The sequence below is a fragment of the uncultured Sphingomonas sp. genome, from assembly GCF_964021865.1.
In the GTDB taxonomy this organism is placed as follows: Bacteria; Pseudomonadota; Alphaproteobacteria; order Sphingomonadales; family Sphingomonadaceae; genus Sphingomonas.
In genome coordinates this window covers 37,376-52,863 of the sequence record NZ_CAXIAM010000021.1, presented here as the reverse complement: position 1 = coordinate 52,863, position 15,488 = coordinate 37,376, and the positions used below count along the sequence as shown (strand labels likewise).

At 68.1% G+C, this 15,488-nt stretch carries 15 protein-coding genes; 8 read left to right on the top strand and 7 right to left on the bottom strand.

What is annotated here, in order from left to right; genetic code table 11:
* Nucleotides 1–895: MHYT domain-containing protein (locus AADI75_RS07905; protein WP_341208489.1), on the bottom strand; the 895-nt coding region annotated here is incomplete at its 3' end.
* 214 nt (nucleotides 896–1,109) lie between these two features.
* On the opposite strand from AADI75_RS07905, the gene AADI75_RS07900 reads away from it, so the two are divergent.
* From AADI75_RS07900 to AADI75_RS07885, 4 genes are read left to right on the top strand one after another with little or no spacing between them, the layout of a single operon-like run.
* Nucleotides 1,110–2,312, top strand: coding sequence for a hydrolase (locus AADI75_RS07900; protein WP_341208488.1), 1,203 nt, complete (start codon nucleotides 1,110–1,112; stop codon nucleotides 2,310–2,312).
* Complete coding sequence (locus AADI75_RS07895) at nucleotides 2,309–3,325, top strand: arginine N-succinyltransferase (RefSeq protein ID WP_341208487.1); 1,017 nt, start codon at nucleotides 2,309–2,311, stop codon at nucleotides 3,323–3,325. Before AADI75_RS07900 ends, AADI75_RS07895 begins: the two co-directional genes overlap by 4 nt.
* Nucleotides 3,322–4,575 (top strand): N-succinylarginine dihydrolase, encoded by a 1,254-nt coding sequence (locus AADI75_RS07890; RefSeq protein ID WP_341208486.1) that lies wholly within the window; start codon nucleotides 3,322–3,324, stop codon nucleotides 4,573–4,575. Before AADI75_RS07895 ends, AADI75_RS07890 begins: the two co-directional genes overlap by 4 nt.
* Nucleotides 4,572–4,811 (top strand): hypothetical protein, encoded by a 240-nt coding sequence (locus AADI75_RS07885; RefSeq protein WP_341208485.1) that lies wholly within the window; start codon nucleotides 4,572–4,574, stop codon nucleotides 4,809–4,811. The genes AADI75_RS07890 and AADI75_RS07885 overlap by 4 nt, the downstream gene beginning before the upstream one ends.
* A 150-nt stretch (nucleotides 4,812–4,961) precedes the next feature.
* Here AADI75_RS07885 and AADI75_RS07880 read toward each other — a convergent pair whose 3' ends face one another.
* From AADI75_RS07880 to AADI75_RS07865, 4 genes are all read right to left on the bottom strand, one after another.
* A complete protein-coding gene (locus tag AADI75_RS07880; protein ID WP_341208484.1) occupies nucleotides 4,962–5,477 on the bottom strand; it encodes a GNAT family N-acetyltransferase in 516 nt (171 codons plus the stop codon).
* Nucleotide 5,478: 1 nt separating this feature from the next.
* Nucleotides 5,479–5,901 carry a nucleoside-diphosphate kinase gene (gene ndk / locus AADI75_RS07875; RefSeq protein ID WP_341208491.1) on the bottom strand — a complete coding sequence of 141 codons (423 nt, stop codon included), beginning with the start codon at nucleotides 5,899–5,901 and terminating at the stop codon, nucleotides 5,479–5,481.
* An 81-nt stretch (nucleotides 5,902–5,982) separates the two neighbouring features.
* Entirely contained in the window at nucleotides 5,983–6,423 is a 441-nt protein-coding gene (locus tag AADI75_RS07870; protein WP_341208483.1) for a DNA polymerase III subunit chi, read from the bottom strand.
* Between the two features lie 8 nt (nucleotides 6,424–6,431).
* On the bottom strand, nucleotides 6,432–7,874 hold the full coding sequence (locus tag AADI75_RS07865) for a leucyl aminopeptidase (protein WP_341208482.1): 1,443 nt from the start codon (nucleotides 7,872–7,874) through the stop codon (nucleotides 6,432–6,434).
* A gap of 150 nt (nucleotides 7,875–8,024) precedes the next feature.
* On the opposite strand from AADI75_RS07865, the gene lptD reads away from it, so the two are divergent.
* The 4 genes from lptD (at nucleotide 8,025) to rsmA (ending at nucleotide 13,511) form a co-directional block, all read left to right on the top strand.
* The gene (lptD, locus tag AADI75_RS07860; protein ID WP_341208481.1) at nucleotides 8,025–10,262 is read left to right on the top strand and encodes an LPS assembly protein LptD; all 2,238 of its coding nucleotides are present in this window, start codon (nucleotides 8,025–8,027) and stop codon (nucleotides 10,260–10,262) included.
* A 78-nt stretch (nucleotides 10,263–10,340) separates the two neighbouring features.
* Complete coding sequence (locus AADI75_RS07855) at nucleotides 10,341–11,690, top strand: peptidylprolyl isomerase (protein ID WP_341208480.1); 1,350 nt, start codon at nucleotides 10,341–10,343, stop codon at nucleotides 11,688–11,690.
* Nucleotides 11,691–11,694: 4 nt separating this feature from the next.
* Nucleotides 11,695–12,693 carry a 4-hydroxythreonine-4-phosphate dehydrogenase PdxA gene (gene pdxA, locus AADI75_RS07850; RefSeq protein ID WP_341208479.1) on the top strand — a complete coding sequence of 333 codons (999 nt, stop codon included), beginning with the start codon at nucleotides 11,695–11,697 and terminating at the stop codon, nucleotides 12,691–12,693.
* A complete protein-coding gene (gene rsmA, locus AADI75_RS07845; protein WP_341208478.1) occupies nucleotides 12,690–13,511 on the top strand; it encodes a 16S rRNA (adenine(1518)-N(6)/adenine(1519)-N(6))-dimethyltransferase RsmA in 822 nt (273 codons plus the stop codon). Before pdxA ends, rsmA begins: the two co-directional genes overlap by 4 nt.
* Nucleotides 13,512–13,515: 4 nt before the next feature.
* Here the strand turns inward: rsmA and AADI75_RS07840 are convergent, their stop codons facing one another.
* Together AADI75_RS07840 and AADI75_RS07835 are read right to left on the bottom strand one after the other, a co-directional pair.
* A complete protein-coding gene (locus AADI75_RS07840; RefSeq protein ID WP_341208477.1) occupies nucleotides 13,516–14,040 on the bottom strand; it encodes a tetratricopeptide repeat protein in 525 nt (174 codons plus the stop codon).
* 33 nt (nucleotides 14,041–14,073) lie between these two features.
* Nucleotides 14,074–15,225, bottom strand: coding sequence for an RsmB/NOP family class I SAM-dependent RNA methyltransferase (locus tag AADI75_RS07835; protein WP_341208476.1), 1,152 nt, complete (start codon nucleotides 15,223–15,225; stop codon nucleotides 14,074–14,076).
* Between the last annotated feature and the right edge of the window lie 263 nt (nucleotides 15,226–15,488).

Sequence of the window (15,488 nt, the reverse complement as noted above, 5' to 3'; positions counted from 1 at the left end):
TTTCGACGCCGATCACCCCGCTACCGGGGTCCCTTTTCCACGCCGATCCACACTCGATACTCTGGTTGACGGTGATGACCTCGTCGCCGGAGCAGATCAGCAGCCCTTCAAGCGCGACATCCGCGAGTTCGCGCAGACGGCGCTGATCCAGCCGAAGTCTTGCTTTCGCCGCCAAGTCGAAGCGCCAGCCGAATATCGCCAGGGTCAGGAGGGCGATCGACACGCCCGCTACCCACGGCGTGATGGTTGCGGGAGATAGGGCGATGGCCGGGAATCTGACCAGCGGATCTGGGTGAACAGTCATCGCTGCCATGCCGCAAAAGTGCAGAACGGCAATCGAGATAAGGAGAAGAGGTGGCGCAGCACGGCGTACGGAGCGACGTCGGTGCGATAAGGTCATCATTCCCAAGCCGCTGATCGGCACGCCGACCACGAGCGAGAGCACGACAAGCACCGCATCCCATGCGACGCTGCCCCGGACAAGATAGGCTGACTGGCCGATGTAATGCAGCGCGGCGATGCCGAGACCGATGACGAGCCCTGCGAGAAACTGCTGCGAGCGCCGACGCGAGCGCATCGACACGAAGATTCCTCCGCCGATGCCGACTATCGCGCAGGCTAACGATGCTATGGTGACCAGCGGGTCAAAGGCGGCTTCGATGCCCGGCTTATAGGCGAGGAGCACGATGAAATGCGTGGCCCATGCGGTACAGCCGCCCGAGACAATACTGACGAGAGCCCACCGGGGACGAAGCGCTCCGACGGCCCGCGCCGCATGGCGAGCGATCGCGAACGTGGCGTAGACGCCGACCGCGCAGACAGCCGCGGCAAGCGCCACCAGCCAATGGTCGTGACTGTGCGCCATGCAGTGCGCGATGGTATCGAGCAGACCCATAACAGCGCGGTACGCCGCAAAACTTAATGTTTACGGTAGGATGTATCCTGGCGCACTTCATCTTCCCGGGTGACGGGACCTGTCGCATCCGGGTTCGTTCCGCGCCGATCAAACGATCGCACCATCACACCGCGGGATCATACACCTAGGCCGTCTCGTCGCAGAGGCCTTCGCCCGTGTTCCGTTTCGGCGAACGTCCCGCTACGGTGCCGGAATGAACAGTCTTTCGCCCTGCGAACGGGCATCCCTGGACAGGATCGACGCCGGCGCGATGCTGGCGCGGGTCGAGCGCTGGGCCGCGATCAACAGCGGCACGCGCAATGTCGCCGGTTGCGCGGCGATGGCGGCGGAACTGGCCGACGCGTTCGCGGCGCTGCCGGGCGACGTGGCACTGGTGGAGCCGACGCCGACCGACAGCGTCGCGGCGGACGGGCGGGTGGAACCGCTTGCGCATGGACGCCACCTGCGCATGTCGGTCCGTCCCGAAGCGCGCGTGCGGCTGTTGCTGACCGGGCATATGGATACGGTCTATCCCGCGGATCATTCCTTCCAGTCCTTGCAATGGCGCGAGCCCGGCGTGCTGAATGGCCCCGGCGTCGCGGACATGAAGGGCGGACTGTCGCTGATGCTCGAAGCGCTGCTCGCGATCGAAGCGGGCGGTACGCAGCTCGGCTATGACGTGGTCATCAACTCCGACGAGGAAACCGGCTCGCTCTCGTCCGCGGCGCTGCTGGCGGAGGCGGCGCGCGGCAAGGTGGCGGCGCTGACCTACGAACCTGCGCTGCCCGACGGCACATTGGCCGGCGCGCGCGGCGGGACGGGCAATTTCTCGATCGTGGTGCGCGGTCGCGCCGCGCATGCCGGGCGCAATCCGGAGGACGGGCGCAACGCGATCGTCGCCGCGAGCGCGCTGGCGGTGCGGCTGCATGAGGAACGTTCGCCGCGGCTGGCGGTCAATCCGGCACGGATCGAGGGCGGCGGCCCCAACAATGTCGTACCCGATCTGGCGGTGCTGCGCGTCAACTTTCGCCCCGCCGACGCGGGCGAGATCGCGCGCGCACGCACCGCGATCGATGCCGCGGTCGCTGCGGTCCAGACGGCGCATGACGTGAGCATCCATGTCCACGGCAGCTTCAACCGTCCCCCAAAGCCGATCGACGCAGGTGCGGCGCGGCTGTTCGCGCTGGTGCGCGACGCCGGCGCTGACCTGGGCCAGCCGATCGCGTGGCGCGACACCGGCGGGGTCTGCGACGGCAACAATATCGCCGCCTGCGGCGTGCCGGTGGTCGACACGATGGGCGCGCGCGGCGGCGCGATCCACTCCACCGACGAATTCCTGATCGTCGACAGCCTTGCCGAGCGGGCCGCGCTCTCGGCGGTGACGATGCTGCGACTGGCCGAAGGAGCGCTGGCATGACGTTCGTGATCCGCGCCGCCGATCGTAACGACCTGTCGCATCTGTATGAAATGGCGAAGCTGACCGGCGGCGGGTTCACCAACCTTCCCCCGGATCGCAACGCCCTGACCGCCAAGCTGGAACGCAGCGCGCTGGCGTTCGGACATGACGACACCTCGCTGACCGACGAATTGTTCGTGCTGATGCTGGAGAACAACGTCACCGGCGAGGTGCGTGGGACGTGCCAGCTATTCACGCATGTCGGGCAAAAGCATCCCTTCTACAGCTACCGGCTCGGCACGCTGACCCAGCACAGCCGCGAGCTGTCGCGGACGTTCCGTGCCGAGATGCTGTCGCTGACCACCGATCTGGAGGGCGCCAGCGAGGTCGGCGGCCTGTTCCTCCATCCGGGCGAGCGCGCGGGCGGGCTGGGGCTGTTGCTGGCGCGCAGCCGCTATCTGTTCATCCGCACGCACCGCCCGCGCTTCGCCGATCGGACGCTCGCGGAATTGCGCGGGGTGATCGACGAGGCGGGCGGGTCGCCGTTCTGGGACGGGCTCGCCGGGCGGTTCTTCGGCATGGGGTTCCAGGAAGCCGACGAGTTCAATGCGGTGCACGGGCACCAGTTCATCGCCGACCTGATGCCGAAGCATCCGATCTACACCGCGATGCTCTCCGACCATGCGCGCGCCTCGATCGGGCTGCCGCATCCCTCCGGCCGCGCCGCGATGCGGATGCTGGAGAACGAAGGCTTCGCTTACGAAAACTACATCGACATCTTCGATGGCGGCCCGACGATGACCGTCAAGACCGACCAGATCCGCACCGTCCGTGATGCGCAGGATGCGACCGTCGTGGCGGTGCGTGACGGCGGCACGAACGAGGCGCTCGTCGCGACCGGACGGCTTGCCGACTTCCGATGCGCCTACGCCCGGATCGGGACGGTCGATGGCGGCGTGACGCTCGACCCGGCAGCGGCGACCGCGCTACGGCTGCGCGAAGGCGACCGCGTGAGCTGGATCGGACGGATATGATACGCGAGATCAACTTCGACGGGATCGTCGGCCCCAGCCACAATTATGCGGGGCTCAGCCCCGGCAATCTTGCCGCCACCGCCAATGCCGGGCAGGTCGCGCATCCGCGCGCCGCGGCGTTGCAGGGCGTGGCGAAGATGCGCGCCAATCTGCGCCTTGGGCTGGTGCAGGGCGTGCTGATCCCCCCGCCCCGCCCCGATCACGATTGGCTGGCGCGTCTGGCGATCGACTATGATGCGGCACCCGCGCACCTGAAGGCGCAGGCGCTGTCCGCCTCTTCGATGTGGGCGGCCAATGCCGCGACCGTGTCGCCTGCGGCCGACACTCCCGACGGGCGCTGCCACCTGACCGTCGCCAATCTGGTGACGATGCCGCATCGCAGCCACGAGTGGCGCGCGACGCTGGCGCAATTGCGGGTCGCGTTCGGGAATGAAGCGCATTTCGTCGTGCAACCCCCGGTGCTGCCGCCGTTCGGCGACGAAGGCGCGGCGAACCACATGCGGCTGTGTGCCGCGCACGACGCGCGGGGTGTCGAGGTGTTCGTTTACGGCGTCGCCGGAGGTGCCTTCCCTGCCCGCCAGCATGTCGAGGCCAGCCGCGCGATTGCCCGGCAACACGGGCTCGACCCGGCACGGACGCTGTTCGTGCAGCAATCGGCCGAGGCGATCGCCGCCGGCGCCTTCCACAACGATGTGGTCGCCGTCGCCAACGAGCGGATCCTGCTGGCCCACGAACAGGCGTTCGCGGATGGCGACGGCTTTTACGCCGATCTGCGCCGCCTGCTGCCCGAGGTCGAGATCGTCGAGGTGCCCGCGTCTGCGGTGAGCCTGGCCGATGCGATCGGCTCCTACCTCTTCAACGCACAGCTGGTGACCCCGCCAGATGGCGTGCCGACGCTGATCGTTCCCGAGGAAACGCGCGCCAATCCGCGCGTCTGGCGCTGGATCGAGGCGCATCTGGCCGGCAACGGACCGATCCGTCGCGTCGAGGTGGTCGATGTCCGCGAGTCGATGGCTAATGGCGGCGGTCCGGCATGCCTGCGGCTGCGCGTCGTGTGCGATCCGGCGACGGTCGATCCGCGCTTCCTCGTCGATGATCGGCGGCTCGACGGGATCGCGGCGGTGATCAAACGCCATTGGCCGGAGGCGATCGCGCCGGACGATCTCGGCGATCGCGCGTTGCTGGAGCAAATTGCAACCGCCCGGGCCGCACTGGTCGAAGCACTCGAACTGACCGAGCTGCGCGCATGACCGCCCGGTTGCAACGCTGGTGGCGCGGCTTCGCGCGACTGTTCGTCGTCAAGACGAAGTTTGAGGCGTTCATGCTGATCTACGCGATCGCCACCGGCGCGGTCGAGCGCGGGATGACCTACCTGCATCGCTTCCCCGGCACACCGGGATGGATCATGTTCGGCGCCTGCACGATCGTCGTGTTCATGGCCGGGGGCAAGATCATCGACGGCGTGGAGCGCGACGCAAACGGGTGAGCGAATCGCCCCACGGCCGGGCGCGGTTTGGGGGACGCTGATGATGCGCGTCGCGCTTGGGTTCTTCCGCCTTTCCATTCGTCGTTCTGGCATCAGCCGGGGTAACGGACGGGAGTTTAAAACCAGACGGATCAGCCTCTCAGGCCGTCCTCAAAGCGCGCGCGCGTAGATCAGATCGTCGTGCCACGTCGCACCGACGCGGAAACGCCGGGTGCCCGCGACCGTAAAGCCCTGCTTTTCGTAGAAGCGCTGCGCGCGCTTGTTGCGGCCATAGACGCCGAGCAGCAGCCGGCGGCACCCACGCGCGCGCGCATCGTCGATGGCGCGCGTCATCAGCGCCGGGCCGAGACCGGTGCCGTGGGTGGGAAGCAAAGCGTAGATGCGCTTCAGCTCGACATCGCCGACTTCCGACCCGACCGGCAGATCGGGGGCGGTCAGCAGGCTGTAACCGATCGGCGCACCGCCCGCTTCGGCCTCGGCCAGGGTCGCAACCGCGCCATCGGCGAGATACGCCTCGAAGGCGGCCACGCTGCTGTTGCGGGTGACGTGCGCAACGATGTCCGGGCCGTCGAGGATGCCCGCGAACGCTTCGAGGAAGGTGGCGCCCGCTACCAGCGAGAGCGCGGCGGCATCCGCCGGCCCCGCATGATACAGGCGCCAGTCCATATCAGCCGACGATCTCTTCCGGCTTGAAGAAATAGGCGATCTCGATCTCGGCATTCTCGTCCGAGTCCGACCCGTGGACGGTGTTCGCCTCGATCGACTCGGCCAGTTCCTTGCGGATCGTGCCCGGCGCGGCGTTCTCGGGGTTGGTGGCGCCCATGATGTCGCGGTTGCGCTGCATGGCGTTCTCGCCTTCCAGCACCTGCACGACGACCGGGCCCGAGGTCATGAAGCTGACCAGATCGTTGAAGAACGGGCGCTCCTTGTGGACCGCGTAGAAGCCCTCGGCCTGCTCCTTGGTCATCTGGATGCGCTTGGACGCGACGACGCGCAGGCCGGCTTCCTCCAGCATCTTGGTGACCGCGCCGGTCAGGTTGCGGCGCGTGGCATCGGGCTTGATGATCGAGAAGGTACGGTTCGCGGCCATGACGGTCACGGGCTCCTGAAATGAATAGGATGGAAAGTGGCGCCGCCCTAGGCGGACGCGGGCAGTGATGCAAGCGAGCGCTCAGGCCGCCTGTTCCCAGCGCCCCGCCTCGTTCTGCTTCCAATAACGCCGCTCCACCCCGTCGCGCGCCGCCAGCTCCTTCCACGCCGCGCGCGCCGCCCGGATGTGTTCTTCGTCGAAGAAGTGGAAGGCGCGGTCGAAATCGAGCGCGGCGTCACGCCATTCGCCGTCGACCAGCGCGATATGGCGGGCGCGATTGGCGGGGTTGACGTCGGCGGCGATCAGGATCGGCTGGCGCTCGTCCGCCGCTCCGCCCTGCTGCGCGTGCGGCAGGAAGCTGTCGGGCGCATAGTTCCACAGCAGCCGGTCGAGCGCCGCGCGCCGCTCGGCGTCGGCGGCGACGATCAGCAACCGCGCGCCCGACGCCACCACCTTCGCCGCGATCTGCGGGAGCGCACGCTCCAGCGGCATCCGGGTCAGGTGGTAGAAGTCGACCTGCATCGCGCGCCTTAGCCCTCGCAGGTGTCGGCGATGAAGCGATCGAGGACGCGCACGCCATAGCCGGTCGCGCCCTTCGCCCAGGTTGGGCCATCCTTGTCCGCCCACACCATTCCGGCGATGTCGAGGTGCGCCCAGGCGACGCCCTCGTCGACGAAGCGCTGCAGGAATTGTGCCGCGGTGATCGAACCGGCGCCGCGCGGCCCGACGTTCTTCACGTCGGCGATCGGCGAGTCGATCAGCTTGTCGTAGGCGTCCGAGAGCGGGAAGCGCCACAATTTGTCGCCGGTGGCGAGGCCCGCCGCCAGCAACTGCCCGGCCAGCGTATCGTCGTTGCTGAATAACCCGCCAAATTCGTTACCGAGCGCGACGATCATCGCTCCAGTCAGCGTCGCAAGGTCCACGATCCGCGTCGGCTTATGGGTATTTTGGACCCAGGTGATGCAATCGCACAGCACCAAACGTCCCTCGGCATCGGTGTTGATGACTTCGATCGTCTGCCCCGACATGCTGACGACGACATCCCCCGGCCGCTGCGCATTGCCGTCGGGCATGTTCTCCACGAGGCCCATGACACCGATAACATTGGCTTTTGCTTTGCGCGTGGCGAGCGTCAGCATCGCGCCGGCCACCGCCGCCGCGCCGCCCATGTCCCACTTCATGTCTTCCATGCCCGCGGCCGGCTTGATCGAAATCCCGCCAGTATCAAACGTTACGCCCTTGCCGACCAGCGCGGTCAGCGGCGCATCGGCATCGGCACCCGACCATTTGAGCGCCAGCACCCGCGCCTCGCGTCGCGAGCCCTGCGACACGCCGAGCAACGCCCCCGCGCCAAGCTCGGCGAGTTGCTCCTCGTCGAGCACGGTCACTTCAAGCCCGAGGCCATCGACGGCGTCCAGCACCCGCTCGACGAAGCTCTCCGGGTAGAGAATATTCGGCGGCAACGTCGCGAGCGTACGCGCGAGCCCGAGCCCACGCGTCACCGCCTCGCGCCCGGTCCATTCGCCATCGTCGCCGACGATCGTGACCGCGGTCAGCGTCGGCTTCTGCTTTTCCGGCAGCTTGGTGCGATATTCGTCGAAGCGCCACGCGCGTTGCGCCGCGCCGGCCGCAAAGCGCGCGGCGGCGAGCGGTGCCTCGCCGTCCAGATCGGCCACCGCCGATGTCACGCCCGAGGTGAGCAGACGCGCGGTGAGCGCGCCGCCAGCACGCTCGAACGACGCGTCGTCTCCGGTGCCGACCCCCAGCAGCAGGACGCGCTGCGCACCCTCGCCGCCTGGGACGAAGACGTCGGCGACGCTGCCCGCCTCGCCGGTGAAGCGCTGCCCGGCGACTGCGGCGGCCAGCAGCGCATCGGCGCCATCGACCAGCCCCGCTACGCCCGCATCCTTGCGAACCGGCAGCGCCAGTACCGCGGCATCGGCGGGGCGTTCGGCGGTGAAGGCGATCTGCATTCCTGTATCCTCTTTTATCATGTCGCTTACGTAGGGATGACGCCACCAATTGGCAAAGCGTTGCAGGCTCGACGCGGCGATGCGATAGGCGGCAGCGGCGGGACCGCCATTTCCGGCCGGTCGCGCAAACGGGGCAACGACGACGACGTGATGCGTTTCGATCTTCTCGCCGGCGCTGCGCTGTGTCTGGCGCTGGCCGTACCGGCCTCGGCGCAGTCGCTTCAGGACCGTGCGGGTGGCGCGCCCGCCCCTGCTCCGGCCGCCGCCACCAGCAACGCCGACAGCGATCAGGTGCAGTTCAGCGCCGGCGCACTCGAATATGAGTATAACGCCGATGTTGTGACCGCGACGGGCGAGGTGCGGATGACGCGCGCGGGTGAGCGGTTGCGCGCCGAGAAGGTGGTGTGGAACCGCAAGAGTGGGAAGGTCTTCGCGACCGGCAATGTCGCGGTGACCAACCCGCAGGGTGACGTCGCCTACGGCGATTCGATCGAATTGACCGATACGTTGAAGGACGGCGTGGTCGACAATCTGCTGGTCGTGCTGGAGCAAGGCGGGCGGCTGGCGGCGGTGCGCGGCGTGCGAGAAGCCGACGGGACGATGAACCTCGACCGCGCAGTCTATTCGCCGTGCGCGGTGACCGGATCGGATGGGTGCCCGCGCGAGCCGACGTGGAAGATCACGGCGGTCAAGGTCATTTACCGTCCCGACAAGGAGCGCGTCTATTACGAGGGCGCACGTTTCCACCTGTTCGGGCTGACCAGTCCGGCGCTGCCGCGCTTCAGCAATTCGGTCGCGGCGAGCAACGACACCGGGCTGCTGACACCGTCGGTCAGACTGACCCGACTGAACGGCGCGGAGGTAGTGCTCCCGTTCAATCTCGCACTCGGCCCCAATCAGTCGCTTGTCCTCGCGCCGCACCTCTTCTCGTCCGAAGTGCCGATGATGGAGGCACGTTACAGCGGGCTGAACGAGCTTGGCGCTTACTCCATCCGCGGGTTCGCGACGAGCAGCCGGCGGACGCAGAACCTTGCGGACGTCACCACCTCGGATACCGAGCGCGCCTTCCGCGGCTATCTGGACGGCGCCGGGCGGTTCCAGTTCGATCCCAACTGGAGCCTGTCGGGCTCGCTGCGGCTTGTGACCGATCGCACCTTCCTGCGTCGCTACGATATTTCGAATGAGGACCGGCTGCGCACGACGCTGGCGCTCGAGCGGGTCGATCCGAACAGCTATCTGTCGATCGCCGGCTGGGCGGTGCAGACGTTGCGCGTCGGCGACCGCCAGGGGATGCAGCCGGTCGCGCTGCCCGAGATCGACTATCGTCGCCGCGTTCCCGATGCGCTGCTCGGCGGGACCTTGCAGATCCAGCTCAACTCGCTGGCGATCGGCCGGAAGGCCGGTCAGGATACGCAGCGCGCCTTCGGCAGCGCGCGCTGGGACTGGCGCGGGATCACCGTGCTGGGGCAGGAAGTGACGCTGACCGCCTTCGGTCGCGCCGACGCCTATGACACGCAAAACGTCGCCGCGACCTCGATCGCCAGCTATCGCGGGATCGAAGGATTTCAGACCCGCTTCATTGGCGCGCTGGCAGCTGACGTTCGCTGGCCCTTCGTCGGCGAGCTGTTCGGCGGGTTCCAGCGCTTCACCCCGCGCGTCCAGGTGGTCGCCACGCCCAAGACGCGCAACATCCAGGTGCCGAACGAGGATGCGCGCGCGGTCGATCTGGAGGATTCGAACCTGTTCGCCCTCAATCGATTCTCCGGTTACGATCGATGGGAGGATTCGAGCCGCATTACATATGGCGCGGAATGGGCGCTCGATCTCGACCGCGTCGCGATTTCGGCGAACGTCGGGCAAAGCTATCGCCTGAACGAGCGGCCGAGCATCCTGCCCGACGGCACCGGGCTGTCGGACCGCTTCTCCGATATCGTCGGTCGTACCAACATCCGCTTCGGCGAACTGGTGACGCTCACTCACCGCTACCGGATCGACAAGGACAATTTCTCGATCCGTCGTAATGAGATCGATGCGACGGTTGGTACGCGGCAGACCTATGCCACGGTCGGCTATCTGCGGCTCAATCGCGACATCGACGTGCTCGAGGATCTGCAGGATCGCGAGGAAGTGCGCGTCGGCGGGCGCGTCGGCATAACCCGCTTCTGGTCGATATGGGGCTCTGCGATCGTCGACCTGACCGACCGCGCCGAAGATGCGCTGTCGACCTCGGACGGGTTCAACCCGATCCGCCACCGGCTCGGCGTTGCCTATGAGGACGATTGTCTCAACCTGGGGCTGGCGTGGAAGCGCGATTACCGCAACGTCGGTGACGCGCGGAGCGGCAACAGCTATCTGTTGACGCTTTCCTTGAAGAACCTCGGCCGCTAAGCCCCGGTTCAGTTGTTTTCCGGCACAAGCGCCGCGGCGGCGACAGGCGCACCTCATCGGGATTTCGAGACGCACGTGATGATCAAGACAAAGGGCGCGGCGCTGACCCGCCGGTTGCTGGGGACGATCGTGGCGCTGGGCGTGACGGGTGCGGCCCTGGCCCAGGATGCCGAACCTCGCGACGCGACGGGGCTGAACCTGCCCAAAGATTTGCAGATCTTTGGCAAGGTCGATCCGAACATCCGCAAGGCGACCGCCATCGTCAACGAAGCGATCATCACCGGCACCGACGTCGATCAGCGCGTCAATTTCATCGCGGCGGCGAACAATGCCAAGCTGAACGCCGAGGAGCGCGAGAAGCTGCAGTTGCAGGTGCTGCGCCAGCTGATCGACGAGACGCTGCAGATCCAGCAGGCCAAGGTCGCCGACATCACCGTCACGAAGGCCGAGATCGATCAGGCGTACGCCGGCGTCGCCCGCAATCTTCAGAAGACACCCGCGCAGCTGACGACCTGGCTGCGCGAACAGGGGTCGTCGGATCGCTCGCTGCGCCGCCAGATCGAAGGCGAATTGGCATGGAACCGCTATCTGAGCAAGCGCGTCGAGCCGTTCGTCAACGTCGGCGACGAAGAGGTGAAGGCGATCCTCGACCGGCTGGAGGCCGCAAAGGGCACCGAAGAATATCACCTCAACGAAATCTACCTTGCCGCGACGCCCGATCGGCAGCAGCAGGTGTTCGACAACAGCAAGCAGTTAATCGCCGAGATCAGCAAGGGCCAGGCGCCGTTCAGCTATTTCGCGCGCAACTTTTCGGAAGCGTCGACGCGCGGCGTTGGCGGCGATCTGGGCTGGGTGCGTGCGGCGCAATTGCCGGGGCCGTTGGCCGAGACGGCGCAGACGATGCAGGTCGGGCAGGTCGCCGGACCCGTCGCGACGCCCGGCGGCTTTTCGATCCTGTATCTTGTCGACAAGCGGCAGGTGCTGACCGCCGATCCGCGTGATGCGCGGCTGAGCCTGAAGCAGCTGACGATCAAATTTCCTGCCGGCACCACGCAGGCGCAGGCGACCGAGCGCACCAGCGCCTTTGCCACCGCGATCCAGAAGCTGCAAGGCTGCGGCTCGGTGGCGAAGGTCGCCGCCTCGCTGAACGCCGAGGTGGTCGACAATGACGCGATCCGCATCCGCGACCTGCCGCCGCCGTTGCAGGCGATCATGCTGAAGCTGCAAGTTGGCCAGGCGACACCGCCGTTCGGCTCGCCGACCGAGGGCGTCCGCACACTGGTAATGTGCGGGCGCGACGAGGCGCAGGGCGGGCAGCTGCCAGGCGCGCAGCAGATCCAGAACCAGCTCGAGCAACAGCGCGTGAACCTGCGTGCGCAGCAAGCGCTGCGCGACCTGCGTCGCGACGCGGTGATCGAGTATCGCTGAGCCGATGGACGGCCCGATCGTCATTTCGATGGGTGATCCCGCGGGGATCGGCCCGGAGACGATCGCCAAGGCTTGGGATGCGCGCATCGAACGAGCGCTGCCGCCGTTCGTGGCGGTCGGGGACCGCCGCTCGATCGCGCGCGTCTGGGACGGACCGGTCGCGGCGGTTTCAGACCTGAACGCGGTCGCGGAGGTTTTCCCGGATGCGCTGCCCGTCCTCACCGTCGAGGATGCCGGCGATATCGTACCGGGGCAGCCCGACGCGGATGGCGCACGCTGCGCGGTCCGTGCCTTGGAGCTTGCGACGGGGCTGGTGCGATCGGGAGCGGGGCGCGCGCTGGTGACCGGGCCGGTTTCCAAAGCGCAGTTGTATCAGATCGGCTTCACTTATCCGGGGCAGACCGAGTTCGTCGCCGAACGCTGCGGCATCGCGCGCGACAATGCGGTGATGATGCTCGCCGGACCGGGGCTGCGCGTGGTGCCGATGACCACGCACGTCGCGCTGGCGGAGGTGCCGGGGTTGCTGACCGTCGAGCTGATATTGGCGAAGGCGCGGGTGACCGCCCGTGCCATGACGCGCAATTTCGGGATCGACCGCCCGCGGCTCGCCTTCGCCGGGCTCAACCCACATGCCGGGGAGGACGGCGCGCTGGGCCGTGAGGAGATCGAGGTAATGCGGCCGGCGATCGAGATCCTGCGCGATGACGGGATCGACGTGCGCGGGCCGCTGGCGGCGGACACGATGTTCCATGCGCGGGCGCGGGCGCTTTATGACGTCGCTTTGTGCCCGTACCACGATCAGGCACTGGTGCCGCTGAAGACCTTGTTCTTCGACGACGGCGTCAACATCACGCTGGGGCTACCGATCGTTCGCACCTCGCCCGACCACGGCACGGCGTTCGGGATTGCGGGCAAGGGTCTGGCGCATCCCGGTGCGACGATCGCCGCGATCCTGATGGCTGCGGACGCCGCCACCCACCGCGCGCGCGCCGCGAACGCATGACCGCCGTTGCCTTGCCGCCGCTGCGCGATGTGATCGCGCGGCATGGTCTGTCGGCGTCCAAGGCGCTGGGGCAGAACTTCCTGTTCGATGCGCAACTGCTGGCGCGGATCGCGCGCATCCCGGGCGACCTGACCGATGCCGCGGTGCTGGAGGTCGGCCCCGGTCCGGGCGGGCTGACGCGTGCGTTGCTGGCGCAGGGCGCGCGGGTCACGGCGATCGAGCGCGACCGGCGCTGCATCCCGGCGCTGGCCGAACTGGAAGCAGCGTATCCGGGCAAGCTGCGCGTGATCGAGGGCGATGCGACCGAGATCGACGCGCGTACCTTGTTCGAGGGTGCGCCGCATGTCGTCTCCAACCTACCCTATAATGTCGGTACCGCGTTGCTGATCGGCTGGCTGTCCGCCGAATGGCTGCCGTGGTGGAAGTCGCTGACGTTGATGTTCCAGCGCGAGGTGGCCGAGCGGATCGTCGCGCCGGTCGGGGGTGAGGCTTACGGACGGCTGGCGGTGCTGGCGCAATGGCGGTCGATCGCGAAGATCGCGATGCCGGTGCACCGCTCCGCGTTCACGCCGCCGCCCAAGGTGATGTCGGCGGTCGTGCATATCACCCCGACCGACGCGCCGGACGGCGTGGCGCTTGCGGCGCTGGAGCGCGTCACCGCCGCGGCGTTCGGGCAGCGGCGCAAGATGCTGCGCCAATCGCTGCGCGGCGTGCCGGGGGCACTGGATGCGCTGGAGGCCGAGGGGATCGAGCCAACTCGCCGCGCGGAGACGGTGAGCGTCGCCGAGTTCGTCGCGGTCGCCAAACGGCTGACCTAACGCCTTAATCGTCCGACGTCGGCACCGCGCCCGTCGCGGCCGTGGTGGTGTTCGCGCCAACCTGCGCCGTCGTGATCGGCGGCCCCTTGGCGATTACCGAAGCGAGTGTCGTCGCCTGCGGGCACGCGCCCTTACACAAGGATCGGACCTTGGCGAGGTTCTGACGCGCGCGCTCGACCGCACCCTTCGCGACCATCGCCTCGCCCTGCCCCGCCAAGGCGTTGACGTCATTCGGTTCGAGCAGCAGCGCCTCGCGATAGAGGCGGATCGCCTTGCCGGGCAGCCCGCGCGCCTCCGCCACGCTCGCCAGCGCGACGAATGCCTGACGGTTGCGTGGATCGACCGTCACCGCGGTTTCGAGCAGATCGGTCGCACCATCGAGATTACCCGCCGCGCGCGCCGCCTTGCCCTGTTGCAGCAAGGCCATGCTGCGCGCGTCGATCTGGTCGTCAGGCCGCTGCCCATGAAGCGCGGTGGAGATCGACACCAGCGCCAGCGAGGCGGCCATGGCGATGGCGGTGAAACGCATGAACGGCTCCAGCTTCGACACGATCCGGCCCGGTTAGCATGGCGCCCGCAGCCGTGCGACGAAAAAACCATCGGTGCCGTCGTGCGCGGGGGTCAGCCGGGTGCCGGCGTGGTGCGGGCGACCGAACGGCAGCGCCAGCGGCTCAGCCTGCCAGCCCGGATGCGCGGCAAGGAAGGCGTCGACCTGCGCCGCGCCCTCGCCGTCCAGCAGCGAGCAGACGATGTAGACGAGCGCACCGCCCGGTTTCACGCACCCCGCACCGATGGCCAGAACGTGGCGCTGCGTCTCGATCAGACGGTCGAGCCGTGCGGGGGTGAGCCGCCAGCGTGCCTCCGGGTTGCGCCGCCACGTTCCGGTGCCCGAGCACGGCGCGTCGATCAGGACGACATCGGCGTGGATGTCGGCGAGCATCTCGGCTTCGTGGTTGGGATTGAGCAGCCGGGTCTCGACGATCGTCGCGCCCGCCTTTTCGGCACGCGGGGCGAGCCGCGACAGGCGGGTGCGGTCAACGTCGCTGGCGATGATGCGCCCCTCGTTCGCCATCTGCGCGGCCAGCGCGAGGCTCTTGCCGCCCGCGCCGGCGCACAGATCGAGCACGATCATGCCCGGCGCGACAGCGGCGGCGAGCGTCACCGCCTGACTGCCGGCGTCCTGTACCTCGAGCTTGCCGGCATGGGGGGCGATGTCGCTGCCAGCGGGAAGTCGGCGCGCGAGCGGGAGGCCGGGGATCGGCGCGGCGTCGGCCAGGTCGAGGTCGGCGTGGTCCGGATGGAGGCGCACGTCGAGCGGGGCGCGGTCGATCAGCGCGCCCTGTTCGTCCGCGCCGATCCCGGCCGCGGCGAGCCGCTCTTCCAGCCAGCGCGGATGGAGCCCCTCGGCGGCCGGTGCTTCGTCGCCGATCGGCGCGGGGCCGTGGGTGGAGCCGTCGAAGGTCGCGGCGAGCGCGGGGTCGGTCGCGGCGAGCGCGAGCATGGCGGCGCGGCCGTCGGCGGGGCGCTCGCCGAGCCGGCGGATCGCGGCATAGACCAGTTCCCGCACCGCGCGGCGGTCCTTGGACCCGGCATAGCGGCGTTGCGCGAAATAGCGGGAGATCAGCGTATCGGCCGCCGCCCCACCCTCGCGGGCGGCGATGACGATCGCGTCGAGCAGGTCGATCGCGGCTTGGGTGCGGGCGGCGGGGGTCATTGCGGCGCTTTCGGGAGAGAGGCGGGGCGGTGGTGGTGAGCGTCCGTTCAGGCGTCAGGGCGAACGGCGGGTGGACGCGAATGTTGCGAATGTTGAGACGCCAGCGGGGTGGCGCTTGGCGGCGGCGACAGTCGTTCCGTTACTGGACGCCGGCCCTCGCCGGGGTGACGGTAAGCGAAAGAGTAGCGCTGGCGAATGTTGCGAATGTTGAGACAATGGCGTGGTGCCGACCGCCGGCTCGCCCGTCCAAGAAGAAGAAGCGG

Excerpts from the sequence above, each read along its gene's own strand:
- AADI75_RS07900 (WP_341208488.1), top strand. The coding sequence starts at position 1,110 with ATGAACAGTCTTTCGCCCTGCGAACGGGCATCCCTGGACAGGATCGAC.
- AADI75_RS07895 (WP_341208487.1), top strand. The coding sequence starts at position 2,309 with ATGACGTTCGTGATCCGCGCCGCCGATCGTAACGACCTGTCGCATCTG.
- AADI75_RS07890 (WP_341208486.1), top strand. The coding sequence starts at position 3,322 with ATGATACGCGAGATCAACTTCGACGGGATCGTCGGCCCCAGCCACAAT.
- AADI75_RS07885 (WP_341208485.1), top strand. The coding sequence starts at position 4,572 with ATGACCGCCCGGTTGCAACGCTGGTGGCGCGGCTTCGCGCGACTGTTC.
- AADI75_RS07880 (WP_341208484.1), bottom strand. The coding sequence starts at position 5,477 with ATGGACTGGCGCCTGTATCATGCGGGGCCGGCGGATGCCGCCGCGCTC.
- ndk (WP_341208491.1), bottom strand. The coding sequence starts at position 5,901 with ATGGCCGCGAACCGTACCTTCTCGATCATCAAGCCCGATGCCACGCGC.
- AADI75_RS07870 (WP_341208483.1), bottom strand. The coding sequence starts at position 6,423 with ATGCAGGTCGACTTCTACCACCTGACCCGGATGCCGCTGGAGCGTGCG.
- AADI75_RS07865 (WP_341208482.1), bottom strand. The coding sequence starts at position 7,874 with ATGCAGATCGCCTTCACCGCCGAACGCCCCGCCGATGCCGCGGTACTG.
- lptD (WP_341208481.1), top strand. The coding sequence starts at position 8,025 with ATGCGTTTCGATCTTCTCGCCGGCGCTGCGCTGTGTCTGGCGCTGGCC.
- AADI75_RS07855 (WP_341208480.1), top strand. The coding sequence starts at position 10,341 with ATGATCAAGACAAAGGGCGCGGCGCTGACCCGCCGGTTGCTGGGGACG.
- pdxA (WP_341208479.1), top strand. The coding sequence starts at position 11,695 with ATGGACGGCCCGATCGTCATTTCGATGGGTGATCCCGCGGGGATCGGC.
- rsmA (WP_341208478.1), top strand. The coding sequence starts at position 12,690 with ATGACCGCCGTTGCCTTGCCGCCGCTGCGCGATGTGATCGCGCGGCAT.
- AADI75_RS07840 (WP_341208477.1), bottom strand. The coding sequence starts at position 14,040 with ATGCGTTTCACCGCCATCGCCATGGCCGCCTCGCTGGCGCTGGTGTCG.
- AADI75_RS07835 (WP_341208476.1), bottom strand. The coding sequence starts at position 15,225 with ATGACCCCCGCCGCCCGCACCCAAGCCGCGATCGACCTGCTCGACGCG.